The organism is Inconstantimicrobium porci (genome assembly GCF_009696465.1).
In the GTDB taxonomy this organism is placed as follows: Bacteria; Bacillota; Clostridia; order Clostridiales; family Clostridiaceae; genus Inconstantimicrobium; species Inconstantimicrobium porci.
Genome location: NZ_VULX01000018.1, coordinates 1 through 24224, shown reverse-complemented (window position 1 = coordinate 24224; position 24224 = coordinate 1). Strand labels below are relative to the sequence as shown.

The 24224-nt window shown below is 31.7% G+C and carries 21 protein-coding genes, 2 pseudogenes and 1 other annotated feature; of the genes and pseudogenes, 17 read left to right on the top strand and 6 right to left on the bottom strand.

Annotated elements, in window-relative coordinates; genetic code table 11:
• Positions 1–6: 6 nt before the first annotated feature.
• From FYJ33_RS11200 to FYJ33_RS16405, 6 genes and pseudogenes are all read left to right on the top strand, one after another.
• Positions 7–828, top strand: a complete 822-nt coding sequence (locus FYJ33_RS11200; protein ID WP_154531825.1) for a PHP domain-containing protein — start codon at positions 7–9, stop codon at positions 826–828.
• Positions 829–1094: 266 nt separating this feature from the next.
• Complete coding sequence (locus tag FYJ33_RS11195) at positions 1095–1352, top strand: hypothetical protein (RefSeq protein ID WP_154531824.1); 258 nt, start codon at positions 1095–1097, stop codon at positions 1350–1352.
• Between the two features lie 133 nt (positions 1353–1485).
• Positions 1486–1760, top strand: a binding site (T-box leader).
• 68 nt (positions 1761–1828) lie between these two features.
• Positions 1829–2920, top strand: a complete 1092-nt coding sequence (locus FYJ33_RS11190; protein WP_154531823.1) for an iron-containing alcohol dehydrogenase family protein — start codon at positions 1829–1831, stop codon at positions 2918–2920.
• A gap of 219 nt (positions 2921–3139) precedes the next feature.
• On the top strand, positions 3140–3397 hold the full coding sequence (locus FYJ33_RS16415) for a PAS domain-containing protein (RefSeq protein ID WP_235900835.1): 258 nt from the start codon (positions 3140–3142) through the stop codon (positions 3395–3397).
• A pseudogene (locus tag FYJ33_RS16410) lies at positions 3385–3639 on the top strand (GGDEF domain-containing protein); the annotation flags it as partial. The gene FYJ33_RS16415 and the pseudogene FYJ33_RS16410, both read left to right, overlap by 13 nt.
• 72 nt (positions 3640–3711) lie before the next feature.
• Positions 3712–4059, top strand: a complete 348-nt coding sequence (locus tag FYJ33_RS16405; protein ID WP_235900834.1) for an HD-GYP domain-containing protein — start codon at positions 3712–3714, stop codon at positions 4057–4059.
• A 32-nt stretch (positions 4060–4091) separates the two neighbouring features.
• On the opposite strand, the gene FYJ33_RS11180 is transcribed toward FYJ33_RS16405, so the two are convergent.
• Together FYJ33_RS11180 and FYJ33_RS11175 are read right to left on the bottom strand one after the other, a co-directional pair.
• A complete protein-coding gene (locus FYJ33_RS11180) occupies positions 4092–5462 on the bottom strand; it encodes a GntP family permease (protein WP_328598692.1) in 1371 nt (456 codons plus the stop codon).
• 586 nt (positions 5463–6048) lie between these two features.
• Positions 6049–6516 (bottom strand): chemotaxis protein CheX, encoded by a 468-nt coding sequence (locus tag FYJ33_RS11175; RefSeq protein WP_154531821.1) that lies wholly within the window; start codon positions 6514–6516, stop codon positions 6049–6051.
• A gap of 183 nt (positions 6517–6699) precedes the next feature.
• Here FYJ33_RS11175 and FYJ33_RS11170 point away from each other — a divergent pair, with 183 nt between their 5' ends.
• The 4 genes from FYJ33_RS11170 to FYJ33_RS11155 all read left to right on the top strand — a co-directional run bounded on the left by FYJ33_RS11170 (position 6700) and on the right by FYJ33_RS11155 (position 9557).
• Positions 6700–7176, top strand: coding sequence for a transposase (locus FYJ33_RS11170; RefSeq protein WP_154531820.1), 477 nt, complete (start codon positions 6700–6702; stop codon positions 7174–7176).
• A gap of 443 nt (positions 7177–7619) precedes the next feature.
• Positions 7620–7949, top strand: a complete 330-nt coding sequence (locus FYJ33_RS11165; protein ID WP_154531819.1) for a DUF2975 domain-containing protein — start codon at positions 7620–7622, stop codon at positions 7947–7949.
• A 12-nt stretch (positions 7950–7961) separates the two neighbouring features.
• The gene (locus FYJ33_RS11160) at positions 7962–8168 is read left to right on the top strand and encodes a helix-turn-helix domain-containing protein (protein ID WP_154531818.1); all 207 of its coding nucleotides are present in this window, start codon (positions 7962–7964) and stop codon (positions 8166–8168) included.
• Positions 8169–8342: 174 nt separating this feature from the next.
• A complete protein-coding gene (locus FYJ33_RS11155) occupies positions 8343–9557 on the top strand; it encodes a DUF819 family protein (RefSeq protein ID WP_154531817.1) in 1215 nt (404 codons plus the stop codon).
• Positions 9558–9955: 398 nt separating this feature from the next.
• Here FYJ33_RS11155 and FYJ33_RS11150 read toward each other — a convergent pair whose 3' ends face one another.
• Both FYJ33_RS11150 and FYJ33_RS11145 read right to left on the bottom strand, forming a co-directional pair.
• Positions 9956–10645, bottom strand: coding sequence for a LiaF transmembrane domain-containing protein (locus tag FYJ33_RS11150; RefSeq protein WP_154531816.1), 690 nt, complete (start codon positions 10643–10645; stop codon positions 9956–9958).
• Positions 10642–11103 (bottom strand): LytTR family DNA-binding domain-containing protein, encoded by a 462-nt coding sequence (locus FYJ33_RS11145; RefSeq protein ID WP_154531815.1) that lies wholly within the window; start codon positions 11101–11103, stop codon positions 10642–10644. The genes FYJ33_RS11150 and FYJ33_RS11145 overlap by 4 nt, the downstream gene beginning before the upstream one ends.
• A gap of 341 nt (positions 11104–11444) precedes the next feature.
• Here FYJ33_RS11145 and FYJ33_RS11140 point away from each other — a divergent pair.
• The 3 genes and pseudogenes from FYJ33_RS11140 to def all read left to right on the top strand — a co-directional run.
• Positions 11445–11813: pseudogene (locus FYJ33_RS11140) on the top strand (1-deoxy-D-xylulose-5-phosphate synthase N-terminal domain-containing protein); the annotation flags it as partial.
• A gap of 185 nt (positions 11814–11998) precedes the next feature.
• Positions 11999–15127 (top strand): thioester reductase domain-containing protein, encoded by a 3129-nt coding sequence (locus tag FYJ33_RS11135; RefSeq protein ID WP_154531814.1) that lies wholly within the window; start codon positions 11999–12001, stop codon positions 15125–15127.
• Between the two features lie 541 nt (positions 15128–15668).
• A complete protein-coding gene (gene def, locus FYJ33_RS11130) occupies positions 15669–16127 on the top strand; it encodes a peptide deformylase (protein WP_154531813.1) in 459 nt (152 codons plus the stop codon).
• A gap of 294 nt (positions 16128–16421) precedes the next feature.
• Here def and FYJ33_RS11125 read toward each other — a convergent pair whose 3' ends face one another.
• Positions 16422–16670: a VTT domain-containing protein gene (locus FYJ33_RS11125; RefSeq protein ID WP_328598691.1), complete on the bottom strand. Its 249-nt coding sequence runs from the start codon at positions 16668–16670 to the stop codon at positions 16422–16424.
• 254 nt (positions 16671–16924) lie between these two features.
• Between FYJ33_RS11125 and FYJ33_RS11120 the strand changes: the two genes are divergently transcribed.
• Positions 16925–17626, top strand: a complete 702-nt coding sequence (locus FYJ33_RS11120; RefSeq protein WP_154531811.1) for an ABC transporter ATP-binding protein — start codon at positions 16925–16927, stop codon at positions 17624–17626.
• Between the two features lie 17 nt (positions 17627–17643).
• Positions 17644–20793: an ABC transporter permease gene (locus tag FYJ33_RS11115; RefSeq protein ID WP_206046678.1), complete on the top strand. Its 3150-nt coding sequence runs from the start codon at positions 17644–17646 to the stop codon at positions 20791–20793.
• 106 nt (positions 20794–20899) lie between these two features.
• Here the strand turns inward: FYJ33_RS11115 and FYJ33_RS11110 are convergent, their stop codons facing one another.
• Entirely contained in the window at positions 20900–21037 is a 138-nt protein-coding gene (locus FYJ33_RS11110) for a hypothetical protein (protein ID WP_154531809.1), read from the bottom strand.
• Between the two features lie 223 nt (positions 21038–21260).
• Here FYJ33_RS11110 and FYJ33_RS11105 point away from each other — a divergent pair, with 223 nt between their 5' ends.
• Positions 21261–22982, top strand: coding sequence for a M3 family oligoendopeptidase (locus tag FYJ33_RS11105; RefSeq protein WP_154531808.1), 1722 nt, complete (start codon positions 21261–21263; stop codon positions 22980–22982).
• Between the two features lie 234 nt (positions 22983–23216).
• On the top strand, positions 23217–23957 hold the full coding sequence (locus tag FYJ33_RS11100) for a glycerophosphodiester phosphodiesterase (RefSeq protein ID WP_154531807.1): 741 nt from the start codon (positions 23217–23219) through the stop codon (positions 23955–23957).
• Positions 23958–24224 lie beyond the last annotated feature (267 nt).

Below are 24224 nucleotides of genomic sequence, written 5' to 3'. Positions count from 1 at the left end.
AGATTAATGGAAGCAAAATATGTAGATTTACACATTCATTCATATTATTCTGATGGAACCATGTCTACAGCAGAGATTTTAGATATGGCAAAGAAAAATAATGTTGGTGTAATGGCCATAACAGATCACGATGTGCTTGAAGGTTCAAGAGAGCTGATGAACATTTGCAAGGATAGTGGTGTTAAGTGTATTCCTGGCGTAGAGCTTGATGCGCTTTATCATAATCTTAATTTTCACATCTTAGGTTATGGTGTTGATTTGGAGAATGAAGAATTTCAGAAGTTTGTAAAGAAAGACAGAGCACTGCTTGATGAAGTGAATACTAAGCTTATTGAAAAGATGGAAAGTGACTGTGATGATGTATCACTAGAAGATTACAACAAATATAGTTATGAGAGAAATAAAGGAGGCTGGAAAGCACTTCACTATCTTGTACATAAGGGATTAACTAAGAATGTGTGGGAAGGGTTCGGTATTTATAATAAGTACGGAGTTTATAATAGCTGCGCTGATTTTCCTACAATTGAGGAAGTATGTGCACAGATTCATAAAGCAAGGGGGAAGGCAGTACTTGCTCACCCAGGCAAGGTGATTTATAAAGATACTATTGAGGAATTTATAGAAGAAGTTAAAGGAATTGTTCCTTTTGGTATAGATGGCATTGAGTGTTATTATCCAGCTCATTCAGAAGAGATAACTAAAGCATGTCTTGATATTTGCAAAGATAATGGGCTTTTTGTTACAACAGGTTCTGACTGTCATGGTGAGTTTCAGGATACAACTATAGGCCAGACTAAAATTACAGAAGAGGACTTAAAAAAGCATTAATTTATTTCCTGATAAAACAAATGATCTTCTAAGTAGATTTGATATTATTGGATATTCATATTGTATTGCTCTCTTATCACAAACAAAGGAAAACAGATCAAATATATTAGAATATTTAAACAAGCTGACAGATTATGTTGCTGAAAACAATGTAAGTTTTGGTGTTGTATTATATCGTAATATGAAACGTCTAAAAAAGGAATTCCCTGATTTGGCGGATCTGGAGAAGAAACTTAACAACAACTTTGGAGGATAGGTGATAGGGAATGGAAAATTTAATTGAAGATAACAGCATTTTTGATATTACTAATTTTGAGTCTGCTGGGTTTAAGGGGATATATTTAGATGCAGATTATAGGTTGAGCACAGGAGATATGTGCTATCTGCCTTTAGAGAAGCAGCTGATTTTTTCTATAAATAATTATAAAGATACTTCAGATATTGAAAGTCACCTTGGTGAAATAGATAAATATAAAGATGAGTTCTGTGTGGTGATGGTTATGCAGTATATTTTGATGGACTAAGGGATGAAAAGAATAGAAATAGAGCTGCAGTTATAGTTAAAGAATTCAGATACGAATAAGGAATTTTTAAATTCAATAGAATTTTCACTAGATACTTGACATAATTAACCTAAAATGCTATATTTATTAATAAATTAAAGCTATGATAGAGAAAAGTATATTATATTAATAATTAAAGAGAGCGGCTGTTTGGTGGAAAGTTGTTGTTATTATATAATAGAAAATCACTCTTGAGCAGTGTTACTGAACGATATGGATTCTATTTTGGGGTAAATTATAAGAATCTGTATAAGTAAGAAACAACGTATTTTCTGCGTTAAAGAAAACAGATTGATAAAAAGATCTGTACTGAGAGCAGAATATTATATTCTGAAATTAGGTGGTATCGCGTAATATTACGTCCTGATGAATAAGTCGGGGCGTTTTTTTAAAATTAAAAGCAATAAGCAATATTAAAATTAAAAGGGGGATTAGTAATGAGTCATTATAGTGTATTTTTACCAAGTTATAGCGTAGGACAAGATTGTTACAATGAAATACCAGAAGTAACAAGGCGGTTTGGAAGAAAGGCAGTAGTCGTTGGGGGAAAAACTGCCATGGAGAAAGCAAAAGAAAGCCTTTTAGATGGGGTTAAAGGCTCAAATGTAGAAATTCTTGATTTCGTATGGTATGGAGGCAATTCAACATACGAAAATGCAGAAATGGTTATGAAGAATGAAAAAGTAAAAGAAGCAGATATGATATTTGCAGTTGGTGGAGGAAGAGCAGTTGACACATGCAAAGTTGTTGCAGATAAGCTTGATAAGCCATTCTTTACTTTCCCAACAATTGCATCAAACTGTGCAGCATGCAGTGCAATTGCAGTAATGTATAATCAAGACGGTACTTTTAAGGAATATTATTATATAAAAGCTCCAGCAGTCCATACTTTTATTAACACAAAAGTTGTTGCAGAAGCACCTGAAACTTATTTATGGGCAGGAATTGGTGATGCTTTATCAAAACAAACAGAAGTTTTATTAGCATCAAGCGGAAAAAAATTATCACATACACCTCTTATTGGAAGACAGCTTAGCTATGCTTGTGATGAACCTCTATTAGAATTTGGAAAAAAAGCATTAGAGGATTGTAAAATGAATGAAACATCATATGAATTAGAACAGGTTGCTTTAGATATTGTAATGAGTACAGGTCTTGTATCTAATTTAAGTTCTAAGCCAGGTATGTATTATTATAACAGTAGTTTAGCACATGCTTTTTATAATGGATCAACAGTAGTTCAGGAAGCAGAAGCTCATTTACATGGTGAAATAGTATCATTTGGAGTTTTATGTCTTCTTACTTATGATAAACAGTTTGAAAAGAGAAAGAAGTTATTTGAATTTAATAAAAGTGTAAATCTTCCAGTATGTCTTGATGATCTTGATATTAAAAAAGAAGACGTACCTAAAATAGCAGCAAGAGCAAATGGCATAACAGAATGGAGCTGTGCGCCATATGAAGTTACTGAAGAGAAATTTGTACAGGCAGTTTTAGATTGCGATGAAGCAGGACAAGCATATAGATAAATATAAATAGCAGAAAGATCTAGTAAGCCTATAAGAATTAAAATTATTCTTATGGGCTTTTTTGACACATAAATACAAATAATGTTAATAATATGGTATTTTTGGTATATAATTCGAATATATGGTTAAAAGGTGTTTTAGATAATAAAAGTTTCTCTAAGACACCTTTATTTTTTAGAGACATAACTATGGTGGCAGATTAGCAAGGAGATTTGGACGATGAATAATAATTATCTGTATAAAATAATTAAAAGGTTTCTTGATGATATTCCGTTTTCAGTTTGGATTGAGGACACAAGTTTTAGAATAGTTTATCTTAATCAGCAGTATGAAAAAACGTTTAATGTGAAATTTTCAGAAGTTAAGGGAAAAACAAATGAAGAAGCGTTTGGAAAAAGCGATATGGAATTGTATAGTGACAAAAAGACTGCAAGAGAGTTTGTCGAGTTTGATAAAAAGATTACATTGGACATATAGAAGGTGATAAGCTTATTATAAGCATTGCTGAAGTTTTAAGAGATGTTACAAATGACAGGGCTTATGCTTTTAGATGGGGCGGAGATGAATTTGTCATACTTCTTCCTAACTGCGATGAAGATGATTATAAAAGTGTCATTGCAAAGATCAACAAGGAATACAATGAGCGTAAATATGATTACTTCCAGCTTAGCATAGCACTAGCTGCTGAAGTTAAAGACAATACTAATGAAGATATTTATGACTCTATTAAAAAGGTTGAGGAGAAAGTATATAGAAAAAAACTGCTGCAGAAAAAAAGTCTTAAGAGTTCAATGCTAAAGAAGGGTAGGCTTACTGATGAGGAATTTGAAATAATGAAGTCTCATACAGAAAAGGGATATAGAATAGTACATGCAACAGGAAACTTAGAAAATGTGGCAAAATGCGTTTTAATGCATCATGAAAGATATGATGGAAAAGGTTATCCGCTTGGGTTTAAAGGAGAAGCAATCCCAATTATCGCAAGGATTATAAACATTGCAGATTCTTATGATGTAATGACACATGCGAGAGTCTACAAAGAACCAATAAGCAAGGAAGAAGCTATAGAAGAAATAAAAAGATGCTCAGGTACACAGTTTGACCCGAACATCGCAGAAATTTTTATAAATCATATATAATAGTAAAACTATTTAATACATAATATACATATTTAAATCAGTGCTACTGCTGCAACGATAACTGCAGTAGTAAAGATAGGTATCACTACTGATGTAACAAAGATATCCTTGTATGATTCTTTATGAGTCAGCCCACAGATTGCAAGTGTAGTAATTACAGCACCATTGTGTGGCAGAGTGTCAAGTCCGCCTGATGATAGTGAAGCGATTCTGTGCATTACTTCAGGTGAAATATTTAAGCTCTGGCTCATCTTTAGATAAGTTGCTGCCAGTGCATTTAGTGATATTTCAAGACCACCAGAAGCTGAAGCAGTAAGACCGCAGATTAGGTTTACTGAAAGTGCTTCAGAAATTATGGGGTTTGATGAAATATTAAATATGAAAGATTGTATTGAAGCAAAGGCAGGCAGAGATTTAATAATACTTCCGTAACCGATGATTGCACTTGAATTAATCAGCGGCCTAAATGAATTAGTAACACCTTTATCAAGAACTGCTTTGATGTTGTTAAGCTTTTTGAAGTTGGTAATTATCATGAATAAATCTGCAGTAACGATGGCAATTATTACACTCCATGTACCAGAAACACTGCTAAGAGTTGTGTTATACGCTTTTAAGTAACTACCGTCTACATATTTATAATAAACTTTTGAAAAGAAAAAGTTTGTTGCAAAAATAATCAGTACAGGGATAATTGATCTGATTATTCCTGGCAGTTCTTTTGTATGGTTTTTTGTAAAATTATCATGATGATTTCCATAACCTTCTTTCATTTTGGCAGCAGATTTTACTCGGTACTTCAGCCAGCTCATTCCTAAAACAAGGATGATAGCAGCAGCACATAGTCCAATTAAAGGAGCAGCGAAGGTGTCAGTGCCATAATACTTCATGGGGATCACATTTTGTATTTCTGGTGAACCCGGTAGTGCAGTCATGGTGAAAGTAAAGGCACCAAGAGCAATTGTGCCAGGAATAAGCCTTTTAGGAATATCAGCTTCTTTAAAAAGCATTGATGCTATTGGATATAGAATAAAGGCAACAACAAAAAGTGAAACACCGCCATAAGTAAGCAGTGCACCTGATAAAACAACAGCCAGCACTGCATTGTTTTCGCCAAGTTTTCTTGTTATGAAATTTGAGATAGATTCAGCATATTTTAGTTCTTCCATAAGTTTTGCAAATAGTGCACCAGTCATAAAAAGAGGAAAGTAGTTCTTAATAAATCCTGCAAAACCAGCCATGTACACTTCTGTGTAATTAGCCATAAGATGACCACTAACGCCAGTTGTAAGCACAATTGTTATCAGTGCAATAATCGGTGCGGTTATTATTGTTGAATAGCCTTTATATGCAAGGAACATAATAAAAACCAGTGATAGGACAAGCCATAAAATACTCATAATATATCGCTCCTTTTAAGTAGATTTCTTTTTTATTTTTTATAGATAAGGATTTTTTATACAACAAAATTATAGGACACAAAGTGCAGGCCATAGATCAGTGTAGATAACAGGTCACAACTTTATAGGTCACAAGTCAGAGGTCACAGGTATGGAGGAAACTTCCTGACGGCAGTTTCTGAAAAATTGGACAAACTGTTTTTGGTACTTTTAAGAAGCAAATTATACAAGAGGTTTGGAGGTGAAACATCCATTATAGCTAAGAATTAACAAGCAAAGCGAGGTTAATTCTACCTTATCTGTGACTTGTGACCTTATACCTGTGACCTGAATTAAGCATGTATATTGAAGAAAAAGATTATCTTAAATCTATGATTTCAATTTAAGTTTCTTGTTAAAGATTTAAAATAATTTGTTCCATAAGATACATTAGTTTTGTTACTAAGATGAATAATAAAATTTATATTTCAAATCGGAAGACTGCGACTTTATAAAGAGAATATTAGTTGTTCTTAGTGTAGACTTGTATTCTCCGAATAAAAAAGCTGGCTTCCGATTTGTTATAGATATTATTTAAGATATATGTATTTTATTTTAGATCTTTTTCAAGAGCTATATTTACGTCTATATGAGCATCATCAGCTTTCATTTCAACACAGATTACTTTATCTGAGCTTGCGTTAGCTGTGAATTCTCCGTAAATTAGTGTAGGAGTTGATATGTCTACTGTTATACCGTTATTAGCAAAGTTTGTTGCTGCGTTTGCAGTAAGCATGTTAACAAGTTCAGATAACGCGCTTTGTGCTAATTCATCAAGGTTTTCTATAGGCATTCCCATCATCATTTTTGAAGCAATTATTTTTGCTGATTCATCAGTCATTCCATAGATGATGTTACCTTTAATATCTCCCATAAGTCCTATAATAACTACAACACCAGGGCTGTCGATGAAACGTCCTTTAAGGCTTAAAGAGCCTTTTTGTACATTCTGAAGTCCAAACTGAGGTAGTACATTTTTAAAAGCAATTAATATATTATTTAAATTATTAACATCCATTTACTATCACCTCTTTTAAAGCTAAAATTTAGGGTTAAGCATAATTCTTAGCCCTTATATATCAAGGCTCTACAGAGCCAAGATTTCTTTATCACTCAAATTTTCCTGAATTATCTATGTCCGTTTGGATAATACTAATATTAATGGATATACTAATTAGTTTTACTAAACGGAGGTTTACAAATGATAAGACAAGAATTATTAAACATAATTGATTTATTCACTGCACAACCAATAATTAATTTTTATGAAAATCTATTTGATAATATTGATTTATCAGATATTCCTGAATTCATACAATCTAAATTAGGTCCTAAAGGATATTCCCGCCATGCTCTTATAAGAGCATTCATAGTTATGCAATGTGAACATTATAGAGAAATAACATCATTAGTTGATTTTCTACATTCCAATTTGAAAATTGCCCAGTTATGCGGTTTTGACATTATGACTCAACTGCCATCATACAGTGTCTTTGAAAGATTTATCAAAGATTTCGACAATAATATTTTAAAAAATCTTATGAAAAACCAGGTACAAAAGCTCATTGGCATGGACGTTATAACTGGTGAAGTTTTATCTGTTGATTCTACGCCAATAAAAGCAAATACAAAGTTTAATAATGAAAAATGTTTCTCTATATCAATATTAAATTTTTAAAGATCAATTATGCTCATGTCTAGCTAAAATTTATTAATAGACTGCCGAATTGAGTTTCAATATCAGCAGTATAAGTATTTTGTAATTCAATCTTTGATATATTTATATATTCTCCCTGAAAGTAATTACTGTATTTTTTATTTCGGATAATTACTACGAAAACCTTAAGAATTTTTTAAAAATATTAAAAAAATATTATATTGGGAATTATTTCGACATTGGTTTAATACATAGAGCTTTATGTAATAGTAAAATAATGCTGAATTTTGACGGTTTATACAAATAAAAAATCCTTTATTTTTAGTTATTTCATATTTTGCGTTAATGTGCTGTTTAAGTTGCTTGTTTAAATATTTAAACTAATGCTTTAAATATTTATTGTAAAAATTGAATGTATCATAGCATTTATTAAGGGTAATCTAGTAGAGATTTATCAGCATCACATGATTGAAGATTCTATAAGAGTTATTGTTATATTTTTAATATTTCTATTTATGGATATTATTTTAAGAGCAGTACTTAAGCATGGAAAACCATTTACCAAGAAAACTGTAAACTGTCTGCGCACTATTTCTATACTAATCATGCTAGTGGCCTTACTTCCGAAAACAGCTGCAGTAGCTGAAGGAATCTTATATTCTGGTACATCAGTTGTTACTATTGATTTTATAAAGGATGGTGCAGTTCTTATGATTGGTGCAGTAATTGGAATTATTTCAGAGATATTCCGTTATGGTTGTGATCTTGAAGAAGAGATGGACTATATTGTATAAGGAGGATTTTATATGGCAATTATAGTAAGATTAGATTGCATAATGGCAGATAGAAAGATGTCATTAAATGAACTTGCTGAAAAAGTAGAGATGTCCAATGTCAATCTTTCGAATCTTAAAAATGGCAAAATGAAGGGAATTAGGTTTGAAACAATGAACTCTATCTGTTCAGTGTTAAAGTACCAGCCTGGAGATATCTTTGAATATGTAGAAGATTGATTAAGAACAACATATTTATTCGGTACCACGTCCATTGAAAAATGCTTCTATAGTGGCACTTAATTAATTTAGTATTTAGGTATAAATTAATACATAAGGAAACAAAAATATTGAAAAATACAATATATTAACACGTAGTTTTCTATATTTAAATAAATTAAGGAGTGAAAAAATATGAACAATACGCTTATTAGTGCTGACAATACATGGGCATTGCTTTCTATTATGTGTATTTCTGTAGCTGTGTCAATATACCTTGAACAGAAATATGAATGGGCATCTAAAATATCAGGAGCAATGATTGCCTTAATCTTTGCACTTTTATTTACAAATTTAAATATCATACCAGCAAGTTCTCCATTATATGATAATGTTGTGTGGGGATTTGCAGTACCACTTGCAATTCCACTTTTACTTCTACAGTGCAATATAAAGAAAATATGGCATGAAACAGGAAGAATGTTGATAATATTTCTGATCGGATCTGTAGGATCATGCATTGGCGCTGTATTAGCGTACTTTATGTTAAGAGGTGAGATAAAGGAACTTAATGGTATTGCGGCCATGATGACAGGATCTTATATAGGCGGGGGATTAAACTTTACAGCACTTGCAGATGCATTTAAGGTCTCAGGTTCAATGATTTCTGCAACAACTGTGGCTGATAACCTTGTAACAGCAACATCAATGTTTGCGCTTATAACAATTCCATCAATAGGATTTTTCAGAAAGCATTTTTCTCATCCACATGTTGATGAAGTTGAAAATATAGCTAATCATGGCGATAAGAAGAATGCAGCAGCTGCTTACTGGGCAAAGAAAGAAATTTCACTTAAAGATATTGCAATTGATTTCGCATATGCAGCTATAGTTGTGACTATTTCTAAAGTGACTGCAGATTTCTTTACAGGAGCAATACCTAAAGGAAATATGATTCTTAATATGCTGAACACATTCTTAGGAAGCCAGTATATATGGATTACTACACTTTCAATAGTAATTTCAGCAGTTTTTGAAAAGAAGATCGAAGAATTATCAGGTTATACAGAACTTGGTACTTATCTGATTTATTTATTCTTCTTTGCTATTGGTGTTCCGGCATCTATAAAGATGATTTTAACAAATGCACCATTACTATTTGTATTTACACTTACTATTGTGCTTGTAAACATGATTTTCTGCCTTGTAGGAGGAAAACTACTAAAGTTTGATCTTGAAGATATAGTTTTAGCATCAAATGCTAATATAGGCGGACCAACAACAGCAGCAGCCATGGCAATATCAAAAGGCTGGACAAAACTTGTTGGACCAATAATGCTTATAGGAACTTTAGGCTACGTAATAGGAACGTACATGGGTGTTATAGTAGGAAGCTTATTAGGTGCATAAAACATATAAAGTTAAGTTAATACTTTAAAGATTAATATAAGCATCTCCACAAATGAGAATTTATAGATTAGGTCACAGAAAAGGACAGAATTAACCTCACTTCGGTTGTTAATTCTTAACTATATTATGGTTGAAAGGTTTCGTGATAATGATTACAATATAATTATTGCATAAAAAAATAATACGGAGTTGATGGACATGCAGTTAGAAACTGAGAGACTTATACTTAGAGAACTTACTATGGATGATTTTAATGATTTAGTGGAGTTTAGGCTTAAAGGCTTAAAATAGGGGATATTAATTTACGTTGTTTGTCATATAAAAAATAAAACTGCAGTAAGGGACAACCCTCTGCAGTTTTTAATTTATCATTGCAAAAGTACAAGTCTGCTTTTAAGTTAGATGTAGTAGATTGTGACACCTGAGAATGATATGTCTCCTTCAAGATATACTGTAGGACCATCTTTTACGGCGTTATTATTTTTTTCTTCGATTCCTCCGAAAGAAGAATCTGCTGATTTGATTATATTCCAGTTCTTTGGAACAAAAAGTTCTACTGAACCAAAGCTTACATCTACAATTATTTGAGCTGAATCGCCTTGAATATGTGCTTTATCAAAATAAATTGAAGCTGAACCAAACGAACAATCAATTTTACTGCATTCAAAGTTATCAGAATTTATATATTTAACAATTGAACTAAAACTTACAGAGCAGTCGCATGATGGGTCATCATTTATAATTCTGTCAGTATAATGGTGATTATGGCTAATACAACAGTTAAAGTGTGACTTTTTAAAAATAAGTGAAAATCCTATGCTAAACAGGATTGCAATTCCAAGTATAGGCCATGGGGTAAGGTTTGCTATCCCAAGTTCAGTTTTAAATAGTATTCCTATAAAAGCTAGTGGAATGAAAATTCCCCAAAAGTGAACGTGAAAAACAGATTGAATTATAATTATAGCTAAGAGAACTGCACTTATAATTTTAAAGATGCCTATGTTACCAAAGTACCCGAAAGCATCAAGTCCGATGGCAACTGCAAGTATAATAAAAGCTAGTCCCCAAAAAATGTTTTTATTTTTCATTTCGTAATCCTTCTTTCATCTAATTTCATTTTTAAAGGTTTATAATAAGATCTTGAAACATAAACCTTTTTATGAGTATTTTCAAATTGTACAATGCTTGATGACGTAATATTTTTATGTATTGAATAAATATGATTTATATTCAAGATTGTAGATTTTGAAACTCTTGTAAATGAGCCTGGAAGCAATTCTTCCAGTTCATATAATTTATATTTAACTTCATAAATATCATCTTTAGTGTGGCCATTTATTTTGCCATTGTCAGTCTCAAAAAACAGGATTTTGTTTAGAGAAATATAATACTCAGTATCATTCTTATAAAATATAAGGCCTTTTGATTCACTGGAGATATCTGAAACTGCAGACTGGATTTTCATGATTGTATCATTAACAGATCTGCATCGTATAAGAATCTCATCCTCTTCTATGTTTTCATCTATCTCTATTCGAACTTTCATTGTTTCACCTCCATGATTCTATTATATGATTTCTGGTATAAATGTAAATAAAACTTAAGTAAGAGGTTAAGATTAAGAAGTAAGTGGTTAATATATTATATCTTTTTAACAATGTATATAGAGTTCAGGTCACAGGTTACAGATAAAAGGTCACTTATCTCTGCTCCCATATCTCTAATCTATTGATATTTCATTTTATCTAGGAGATAATTATGTACAATGCAGATTTTTCATAAGAATTGCAAAAGTTGTTGACTTTAAGTGTACTTTAAGGGTTGTACTTTAATCATGACTTTTAATTTTGGAGAAAGTGTAATGAAGTTTAACATATTAGATAAGGAGACAGTGAAAACATCATAGCTGTAATTGGAGATGGTTCTTTAAGTGGTGGTGAAGCTTATGAAGGACTTAACAATGCTGCTGAGTCAGGAAAGAATATAATTATTGTAATTAATGATAATGATATGTCTATTGCAGAAAACCACGGTGGTTTATACAAGAATCTTGCTCAGCTACGTGCTACAAATGGACAGGCTGAGAATAACTTCTTTAAAGCAATGGGACTTGATTACTGCTATGTTGAAGAAGGAAATAATGTAAGAGCTCTTATCGATACATTTGAAAAAGTTAAGGATATAGACCATCCAATAGTTGTACATATTCATACAGTTAAGGGTAAAGGCTATGAAGATGCAGAAGTTAATTTGGAATTTTTGATATACCACTTATATCTAATATACCAAACATAGTTTATCTTGCACCAACAAGTAAGGAAGAACTTCTTGCTATGATGGAGTGGGGACTATTGTTTATAAGGCTTTTGTATTAAATATTCAACTTATTCTTAAATTAACTGTATTATGAAATGTACAGTAATAAATATGGAGATGTTTTTATGAAGTATTATATAAAAAGTGGACAAGAAAGTTTTTATAATATTTTAATGGAGAACGTAGTAGAAAATAGTGATGAGATATGTTTTACCTTTTGTAAGCAAAATAAAGAAAAGGATATAAAACTAACAAGGAGTGAACTTCTTGAAAAATCATTGAATGTTGCATCTGAAATTAAAAATAGGGGGGCAGCAAAAGGAGACAGAATAGTAATTATGTCAACTCAGAGTGAAGATAATGTTATTTCAGTAGCAGCATCTATACTTGCTGGTACTATTTTTACTATAATTCCACCACCAGTGGATTCAAAGAAAATAGAAAGATTTAAGTCTGTATATGAATCATGCAAGCCACGCTTTATTTTATGTTCAGGTTTTATTTATAATGAAATTACAAAAATTATAAATTCAATCATTGGAGATGATAATGATGTTAATGTGATATGTGCTGATGAATGTAATAGCCATACAGATTTTATTTGTGAGAATATAGGCTTTGATGATACAGTATATATTCAATATACCTCTGGCTCCACTAGTGCACCTAAAGGTATTGAAGTATCATATGGAAATATACTAAGTGCGGTAAACTCTATATGTGATGTATATAAGTTTAGACGTGTAGTAGGCTGGGTGCCATTTTTCCACAATCTAGGGCTTGTATATCTTATGATGGCTTCTATTGTTAATAAAAGAGTTGTTGCAGCAGTTATAAGCCCGAAGGACTTTTTAGAGAACCCTATTATATGGATTGAAAGATTAAGTGATTTTAAGGCAGATGTTACTCTTGCACCTAATTCTGCTTATGAGGCATATCCTAAACTTGTACCAGCAGATAAACTTACAGATATAGACTTGACTTCTTTAAAAGTAATGGCAAATGGTTCAGAGGTGGTTTCACCATTGTCATTATGGAAATTTGCAAGTGAATATAAGAGATTTGGAATAAGTACAAATAAATTTTATATTGGATATGGACTTAGCGAGGCTACATGTGGTATATCTGCAGGACGTTATGATAAGAATAATAATTTATATGTTGACCTTAGTGAATATAAAAAAGGAAGACTCCGTGTTGTAGATCAGAGCTATAAAAACTCTATATGCTTTGTAAGTAGTGGACCTATAATGAGAGGTACTAAAGTTGTTATTGTTAATCCACATACATTAAAAAAGTGTAGAGATAATGAATTTGGAGAGATATGGATTAACTCCACATCAGCAGCCAAAGGATATTATAATGATGAAAAGGCGACTAAGGATACTTTTAATGTAAAGCTTAAAGGTGAACATGGAAGATTTTTGAGAACTGGGGACATGGGAATTGTCAGAAATAATCAATTATATATTACTGGCAGATTAAAGGAACTTATAATAATAAACGGAAATAATATTCTTCCCAACGATATTATTGAAAAGTTAAAGGAGAATGTACAGGAAATAAATGGTTGTGTTATTGCTCCATTCTCAATAGTTAAAGAAAATAAAGAAAGACTTATTATTCTTGTTGAAGGTTTAGAAGAAGTAGAAAACGAGAAAGAAATAAGAAATAAGATAAATCTTTGCATCTTTAAATATTTTGATGTTTCACCTTATGATATACAGTTTATAAACAAAGGATATATTATAAAATCAGACAATGGCAAAGTATCATTAACTGCAACATGTAAAAAGTACGAAATGAATAGTAATAATAATGTTAAAGTAGTTAGATATGAGGGAGCCACTGAAAAGGCTATAGGAAAAATCATAGAAGATGAGTTTTCATATAAAGCAGACAGAGATGATAATCTTTTAAGTTTAGGAATGGATTCACTGGAAGTGGTTAGCCTTGCTGCCCTTATTGAAAGCAAATTCAATATAGCAATAAATGTATCATTTATTTTTGAGAATCCTTCCATTAACAAGATTTCTAAGTATATTGATAAATCATTAAAAGGCGAAGATCTATCAGTGCTTGAAAAAGATAAGGCTTATCTATATGACGAAGTTAAGCTTGAGGAGTATATTAAGCCTGCAAAATATAGAACAGATAAGCCAGAAATGAAAAATATCTTTTTAACAGGAACTACAGGATTTTTAGGAGCTTATTTGATTTCTGATCTTATAAAGAATACAAAAGGCAAGATCTATTGCCATGTCAGGGCAAAAACTAGGCATGAAGGCTTTGAAAGAATTAAGGAGAACATGAAGTATTATGATTTGTGGAATGACAAATATAATGAGCGTTTAACTCCTGTTATTGGTTCTCTTGATGAAGATAATCTTGGCATAAATCAGCGTGAGTACAATTATTTATGTGATCATGTAGATACTGTCTATCATTGTGGAGCACTACTTAATTTCATATATCCATATTCAAGGTTAAAAGAGACTAATGTATTAGGAACTATACGTACTATTAAATTTGCATGCAGTGGCAAGGCTAAGTATTATAATTATATTTCTTCATATAGTGTTTACGATAATCCAAGTCATTTCAAAAAGGATGCTTATGAAGATGATGTACTTGATGACTGCAGGGGATACTTCTTATCTTACAGTGAAAGTAAATGGGTGAGTGAAAATATTATTAAAGAAGCAAAAAGAAGAGGACTTAGGGCAGCTATCTACAGACCTGGAGAAATTACAGGTGATACTGAAATAGGAACATGGAAACTTAGTGATGCGGTAAGCAGGACCATAAGATCAATGATTGTAACTGGTACTTATCCGGATTTGCCGATGAGAATTCATATGACTCAGGTGGATTTTGTAGCTCAGGCCATAGTATTTATATCAAGTGAAGGAAGTAGTTATGGTAGGAGTTATAATCTTTTAAATAAAAAATATGTTTCACTTGATTGGATAGGAGATATATTAAATAGTATGGGGATAAGTGTAATAAAAATTCCTTTTGATGAGTGGAAGAAAAATCTCTTTAATAGCAATACAGAGCATCCATTAAAACTGCTTGAATCTCTTTTTAAAGTGGAAAAACAAAATGAAAATGAATCATTTGTTAAGAGGTACGGTGAAAATTCACCAAAGTATCATATGGAGAACACTGATCAGGCACTTTTAGACACAGGAATTAATTGCGAAGAAATGAATGATGAAATATTAAGAAGGTATATAAAGAATTTTCTTTAATTGATTAATTGTAATATGTATAACTAAGATGATGAAGATAAGTGAAGAAAACAAAAAATATGTAGATTAAAACCAGGTCAAATTACGTTGGCAATTTAATGGGAGATATGGAGGGCTTGCCCCTCCATTTTTTTAACTTCATCCTGACCCATTCATTTAACGAATTTATTTTGTAGATAGCATCATTAAAATGAACTTGGTGCATTAAAGTATCTAAGCGAAACGGGAATTTATGTAAATGATTTCAAAAGTATAACACTCCAAAGAATATTGGGAATATAGCACTAATATTAATAAAGATAATTTTATTGATTATATTATGGCATCATCTGATGAAATGAAGTTTAGAGAGACTTGCTGGTTTGTATAAAAATATAAAACTTGCAAGTCTTTTGTAGTTCAATTCGGATTATATGATTTCCTGTATGATTATACTTGTTATAAAGGAAGCTAATTTACAATTGGTGCAATATATACATTGGTGTGATAAAATACATATAGAAGTTTTTTATTGAATTAAATTTTTAGTGAGGTGTTATAAATGGCATTAAGACAAATTAGAATATATGATGATCCTATTTTAAGAAAGAAAGCTAGAGAAGTTGATGAAGTAAATGACCATATCAGAATGATACTTGACGATATGCTTGATACGCTACATAACACTGAAAATGGTGCGGCTATTGCAGCTCCTCAGGTTGGCATATTAAAAAGGCTTGTAGTAATAGATATGGGAAGTGGTATATTTAAGCTTGTTAATCCAAAGATTGTTGAACAGAGCGATACTCAGAAATGTGTTGAGGGATGCTTAAGTTTTCCAGGAAGATTTGGTGAAACAGAACGTCCTAAATATGTAACAGTCGAAGCACTAGGTGAAGATGGCGAGAAGTTTACATTAAGAGCTGATGGAGATATGGCAAAATGCTTGTGCCATGAAATAGACCATCTTGATGGAATACTATTCATTGACAAAGTAACTAAATGGTTAGATTTACACTAAGAGTTAGAGTAATTCCGAAGGATTGTCTATCTCAATAAAGTAAACATTATTATCAATGTATAATTGTGGAATGAACTCCCTTTGGGGAGTTCCAAAGCCAATGTATAAGCGAACATACCAAATCAGAGATTAGTCATGTTCGTTTAACAAGAGGACAGACTCCTCTTTAAATTAGTAATACAGAGGTTTGGAGGTATCCTCCATTAAAATTCAGATGAATCTTTATAGTGTGGCTCTATATTTATTGTTAATCTTGTTCCAGATTAAGAATGTATAATATGAAATAAAGACAATTCATATTAATGAAAAAACTTTAAGATAAGCAGAGTCGCTAAAGCCTGTGCCTAGAAATCCATAAAGAAAGATCATTGGTGCATCTGAAGCAGCAATAACTGCCATAAATTTTCTGTATTCTAATTTGATGAAAGCTGCTGATGATGTTATAAGGTCTGATGGAGTAATCGGACAGACGATGCCAAGAGCAAGCATCATATATCCATGTTCCTTGACTGTGTTGATTATGTTTTTGTTTTTATTGTAAATTTCATTTTTTTCTTCATAATAAATCTCTCCTTAAATGTTATAAGCACATTGTAAAGGAGAGATTTTAATATTCTATTTAGTAAAAGCTTAAGATTTATTAAGAAATAGTTTATACTTTATATTGGAGTTTAATTTGATAAATAAATTGAAGAATATGCTATATTTCTTGCATCATATTGTCGAAAATAGTTGTATAAGATAATAATAATCAGTATTTTGTGAGAATATATTATTTAAGGAATGGAGATGAAGTAATGGAGTTTATTGAACTAAAGGATGTGAAAAAAGTTTATGATATGGGCGAGGTAAAAATTACAGCAGTATCTAATGTGAATTTTACTATAAAAAAAGGTGAATTCGCAGTCATACTTGGAGCTAGTGGTGCAGGAAAGACGACAGTGCTGAATATTTTAGGTGGCATGGATAAGTTAAGTAGTGGGAGTGTAGTAGTAGATGGTACTGATATAAGCAAGTTTTCATCTAAGGAGCTTACTACATATAGAAGAGATGATATCGGTTTTGTATTTCAGTTTTACAATTTAGTGCAGAATCTTACAGCACTAGAAAATGTGGAGCTTGCCTCACAGATATGTAAAAATCCACTTGACTGCAGAAAAGTGCTTGAAAGTGTTGGGCTTAAAGACAGACTTTATAATTTCCCAGCACAACTTTCAGGTGGAGAGCAGCAGAGAGTTGCAATAGCAAGAGCACTAGCAAAAAATCCAAAGTTATTATTGTGTGATGAACCTACAGGAGCTCTTGACTATAATACAGGAAAAGCAATTCTAAAGATTCTTCAGGATACTTGCAGAAAAAATAATATGACAGTAATCGTCATAACACATAATTCAGCAATAGCTCCAATGGCTGATAAGGTTATACATATTAAAAATGGTACTGTTCAGGACATAACAGTAAATGAAAATCCTATTGACGTTCAGAATATTGAATGGTAAGCGGGAAGGTGCAAAAGATGAAGAAAAAAGCATTAAGAAAAGATTTTTTAATGGAGATAAAAAATAGTCTTCCAAGATTCCTCTCAATATTTTTTATAGTTGTACTTGGAGTAGCATTTTATTCTGGTATAAAGTCTGCAAAGAATGACATGATGATATCTGCAGATAAGTATTATGATGAAAGTCGTCTTATGGATATTAAAGTAATGTCAACGCTTGGACTATCAGATAAGGATATCGAAGCTTTATCAAAGGTAAAGGGAGTTTATAAAGCAGAAGGTTCATATAGTGCTGATCTTATGAGTGAAACTAAGGATAATAAAAAGCCAGTTATCAAAGTAATGTCATTACATAATGATATTAACAAGGTAACTCTTGTAAAAGGCAAGATGCCTTCAAATGATAATGAGTGTCTTGTAGATAATTCTATGGCAAAGCATTTTGATTATAAAATAGGCGATAAGATAAGTCTAATGTCAGGAAATGATACTGATATCAGTAATACTCTTAAAAACTCTGAATTTGTAATAAGCGGTTTTGTAGACAGTTCAATGTACCTTTCTGCAGAGAGAGGCAAAAGTACAATTGGTACTGGTAAGATAAACGGATTCATGTTTATTAACAAACAGTGTTTCTCATTAAAGGCATATACTGAAGCTTATATTTTATCAAATGGTGCGTTAAATGAAACAAGTTACTTTGATTCTTATAATGATAATGTTAATGAAACAATTGATGACATTAAAAAGATTGCAACAGTAAGAGAAAATGAGAGACTTAGTGAAGTTAAAGAAGAGGCAGAAGCAAAAATTAAGGATGCAAAAGAAGAATTGTCAAACTCTAAAATTGAAGCATATATCAAATTTGCTGATGCAAAGAAGCAGATTGCTGATGCACAAGCTAAAATAAATAGTGGTAAAGATGAAATTGCAGCAAATGAGCTGCAGATTACACTGGCAAAAAATGAATTAACTGCAAATAAGAAAAAGATAGAAGATTCTAAAAAACAGATTGCTGATGGAAAAATAGAAATAAAGAATGCAGAAATAAGTCTTTCAGAAAATGAAAAGAAAGTTGATGAAGGATTAGAACAAGTTGCTTTAGGTATAAAAAGTATCGAAAGTGCTGAAATTCCAGAAGGGCTAAAGAAGCAGCAAATTGAAACATTAAAAAAGCAGCAATCATCGCTACAGGAGAATAAGGCTGTACTAGATGCTTCTAGAAAACAGCTTCAATCTAAAATGAATGAGCTTCTTAAAGGTGAAGAAGAGATAAAGTCTTCAGAAGCAAAGATTAAAAATGTAGAAGCTGAGCTAGCTGCGGGAGAGCAAAAACTTGCTGCTGGTAAAAGAAAAATAGCAAATGGTGAAAAGACTTTAAATGATAGCATAAGTAAATATGAAGCAGAAAAGAAAAATGCAGATGAGAAGTTTGCTGAAGCGGAAGAAAAAATAGCTGATTCAGAGGAAGAAATCAATGATATAAAGAAGCCTACATGGTATGTTCAGGATAGATCAACACTAATAGCATATAGTGAATATGGCGACAATGCTGAAAAGATTGGTGCTATAGGAAGAGTATTTCCACTAATCTTTTTCTTAGTAGCTGCGCTTGTCAGTCTTACTACTATGACAAGAATGGTTGAAGAGGGAAGAATGCAGATTGGAACTTTAAAGGCACTTGGATATAATAAAGCAGATATTGCCTCAAAGTTTGTTCTTTATGCATTTATAGCAAGTACTTGTGGAAGTATATTAGGCTTCTTAATTGGTGAACAGGTATTCCCAAGAATAATTATAGTTTCATATAAGATGATGTATCCAACTCTTCCTTATATAGAAACACCAATTAATTGGTATTATGCCTTTACAGCATCGCTGCTTGCAGTTGCTTGTACAACTGTTGTAACTATTATTGCATGTTATAAGGAACTTATGAGTCAGCCTTCGTATCTTATGAGACCAGCAGCACCTAAAGCAGGAAAGAGAATACTTATTGAAAGAATACCATTTATATGGAACAGACTTAATTTTACAAAGAAATCTACACTTAGAAATCTTATGCGATATAAGAAAAGATTTTTTATGACTACATTTGGAATTGCAGGATGTATGGCACTTTTACTTGTTGGTTATGGTATAAAAGATTCAATTTCAGACATTGTCCATATTCAGTATAATGACATTCATGTATATGATGGTTCAATAACTGTCAATACTGAAAGCTCAGATAAAGAAATGAGTAAGCTTTATAATACTATCAATAACAGCAATGATGTTGATAAGTACCTGAATGCAGATATGATACCAGTAGATGTAACTGCTTCAGGCAGTAAAAAGGATGTCTATTTATTTGTGCCGAAGAATCTTAGTGACTTAGATAGCTTTATAAAGTTCCATGACAGAACTTCAAAGGATATATACAAACTTGATGATGATGGTGTAATATTGACTGAAAAGCTGGCTAAACTAGTAGGTGCGAAAAAAGGAGATACTATTACAATCAAGAATGATGATAAAGAAGTTAAAGTAAAAGTTTCAGCAGTGACTGAAAACTATATAAATCATTATGTTTATATGAGTCCTTCACTTTATGAAAAAGAGTTTTCTAAAGCTCCATCATATAATCAGATTCTTATAAAAAGTACAGATAATACTAAGAAGACAACAGATAGATTTACAGAAGAAGTACTTAAAAGTAAAGCAGTAAGAGCAGTAATGTTTAACAATGCAATTAGTAAAAACTTCGATGAAATGATGGGCAGAATGAATATAGTAATCTATGTACTTATTGTTTCTGCAGGTTTATTAGCATTTATAGTTTTATATAACCTTAACAATATAAATGTAACTGAAAGACAGAGAGAACTTGCAACAATAAAAGTTCTAGGATTTTATGATAATGAAGTTGCTGAGTATGTATACCGTGAAAACATAATATTAACTCTTATGGGAAGTATATTTGGAGTCTTCCTTGGTATACTGCTTCATAAATACATAATTACAACAGTTGAAACAGAAATGATTATGTTTGGAAGAAAAATAAAATTTATGAGTATTGTATACAGTTTGATTTTGACTTATATCTTCTCAGCAATAGTTAATTTTGTAATGTACTTTAAACTTAAGAAAATAGATATGATTGAATCATTAAAGAGCATTGAATAAATAGAAATTTTAAGACCTATTTGTTCCTCCGTCCTCACGCTCCAAGTCGGCTCTGCATAGGTCTTAAAATTTATGTTGACTTTTATGTTAATGTGAATTAATAGCTTTAGTTATAGTTGATTTCTATAATTAGAGCTATTTTTTTTACATCAGAAGAAAGATTATCAAATTTAGAATCAATCTCAGTAAATCTAGAATCCATAGCATCAAACTTAGAATCTATAGCATAAAACTTAGAATTCATTTCAGACTTAGTCCAGGAAAGGTTAAGCAGTTTACTAATGAAGATGGCTCAATTATGAGAAAAAAGATGCAGTAATATCTTCCTGGGCACTTGTCCATGGAATTTCATCTATTGCTACAATGGAAAATGTAGTTTATGATAAATTATGGAAAGACAAAATCTATGATCTAATATAAAGAAAGTAGGTTTTAATAAACAATAAAGTACTTGGGGGGAATGCAAAATGAAAGATTACTCAAATGAAATGAATTTGAAAGAAAATTGGAAGGTTAAGGATCTTCCTTATAAAAGACCTGATTTTAAGCAAATTAAAAGTAAAATAGATGATTTATGCTTAAGAGTTAAAAACGCAGAATCATATAATGATGTAAGAAAATGCATTGATGAATATTCAGTTATGATGAGTGAAATAAATTATGCTTCAGCACTAACATATATAAGATGCTATGGTGACTGTACAAATGAATTTTATTCAAAGGAACTTCCAGAGCTTTCAGCAGAAGAAGCAATGCTTGATAAGACTGCGTTTGGACATTCCTTGTTAGACTCTAGATTTGCTGATGACATTGATAGAGATTTTGGAAAGAACTATCTTGATAATGTTAGAGCTGATATAAAAATACATTCAAATGGTAGAGAACTTATGGCAGAAGAGCAGCAGCTTATTGGAGAATATCAGCAGATAAAAGCATCACTTAGGTTTAACTTTGATGGCAAAGAAGTAAGTGAGGCTGAACTTAGAAAATATAGCGATAGTGAAGATAGAAGCGTAAGAAAATCTGCGTCAAGAACATTGCTTCAGGGACGTCTTGAAAAGAAGGATAAGATGTTTGAAATACTTCGTAGACTTGTTAAGCTTAGAAATAAGATAGCAGAGGCTAATGGCTTTGACAGTTATGTTGATTACATGAATATCGAAAAAGGAAGAAACGGATATGGTGAAAAAGAGCTTACATCATTCTGTGAACAGGTAAAGAGAGATCTTGTGCCATTCTACGAAAAAATTTATGAAGCACAAGCTAAACGTATTGGTATAGATCATGTATGTTCATATGATGTAAACTATATGTTTAATGATGGTAACCCAGAACCAGCAGGTGATGCGGAATATTTATTAAATGCAGCTAAAGAAATGTATAATGATATGTCAGCAAAATCAGGTGAGATTTTTAATTATATGCTTGATCATGAAACTCTTGATATCATGGCTTCAAAAAATAAGATTGCAGGAATTGGCTTCTGCACAGATCTTGGAAAATTAAAAGGTTGTGTTATATTTGGAAATTGTAATGGAACAAGTAGTGATGTAACTGTACTTACTCACGAAGTTGGACATGCTATACAAGGCTACTTAAGCTTTGAAAATCAGCCAGTTTTAGAATATTGCTGGGGATGTAATGATATAGCTGAAGTTCCATCAAAGATAATGGAACAGTTTGCATATCCTTATGCAGAAAAGTTCTTTGGAAAAGATGCTGACAAATTCAGATTTGCACATATGCAGGAATGCCTTATAGAAATAGGAGGCTATTGTGCTACACATGAATTTGAAACTTACCTATATAATCATGAAGATGCAACAAATGAGGAATGGGCAGAAGCTTATATTAAGTGTATAAAAGCATATTTACCAACTGTAGATAGTTCAGAAGATGAAGATTTATTATTGCAAGGAGCAGGTCTTTTAGGCAATATGGGAGTTTACATGTTCCCAAGATATCTTATAAGTTATGCTTTATGCGATATGTGTGCACTTCAGATGAAACAGCTAAGAAAAGAAAATCCTGAAAAAGCTTGGGACTTATATGAAAAACTTTGTGCAGCAGGCGGAAGCAAGAATTATGCAGAACTACTAAAGCTAGTAGGCATGTCACCAGCATATGAAGAAGGAACAGTAAAGAAAGCCACTGAAGCAACTATAAATGAAATGATGAAATTAATGTAGTACAATGGATAATGTATAAAGAATAATGTATAATGTATAATTTATGAAAGAACTCCCTTGAGGGGAGTTCAAAAAATATAAGAAAACATATTAGAATTTGTAATTTCAGAGGTATGGAGATATTCTCCATCATAACTTAAAAATTAGTCAGCATAGCGAGCTAATTTTATCCTTAATTATACAATATACATTATAAATTATACATTAAAAGATAAATAAATTCGAGGTGTTATTATGTCTAATATAAAAATATGGGCTCATAGAGGAGCAAGTGGTTATGCACCTGAAAATACTCTCAAGGCTTTCAAGATGGCTATGGATATGGGAGCTGATGGAGTCGAGCTTGATGTTCAGATGACTAAGGATGGTAAACTTGTTGTTACTCATGATGAATCTATTGACAGAGTAAGCAGCAGAACAGGTTATGTTAAGGATTATACTTTTGATGAAATAAGAAAGTTTAACTTCAATAATCATATGAAGGGTTATGATTTTGAGCAGATTCCTACATTGAGAGAGGTTTATGAACTTTTAAAAGACAGCGATATGATGATTAATGTTGAACTTAAAACTGGAATTTTCTTTTATGATGGTATCATAGAAAAAGTTCTTAAGCTTACTGAAGACATGGGCATGGAGGACAGAGTTATTTATTCTTCTTTCAATCATTACACAATTCTTAAAATCAAGGAGTTAAATCCTAAGGCTAAAACAGGATTTTTATATGCAGACGGACCTATAGATATGCCACAGTATGGCGAGAAATATGGCGTAGATGCACTTCATCCAGCGCTTTATAATCTGCAGTATCCAGGATTTATAGAGGAATGCAAGAAAAGAAATCTTGAAATCAATGTATGGACTGTCAATGAAGATGAGCATATACGCTTAGCAGTACAGATGGGGGTAAATGCTATAATAACAAATTACCCAGACAAGGCGAGGAAAATTATAGAAAATTTGAATTGGGTTTAGAAGCCAGCCTGTCCACAGTATATTTTTTGAACTCCCTTTACGGAGTTCTATTTTTTCTTAGTTATTCACTGCTTTTTCGATAGTAATTTATAAACAATATTGATTGTTAGAGTATAATTTTTGTAGGCAGGAAAATTGATAAAAATAAAGGAGATGTAAAAACATCTCCCCAATACATAAATTATCCATTATAATTTAATTGTCGATATTAAATGAATGGAGCTGAGTTTATGTATGATTTAAGTTTAAATGAAAAAGGAATAAGTT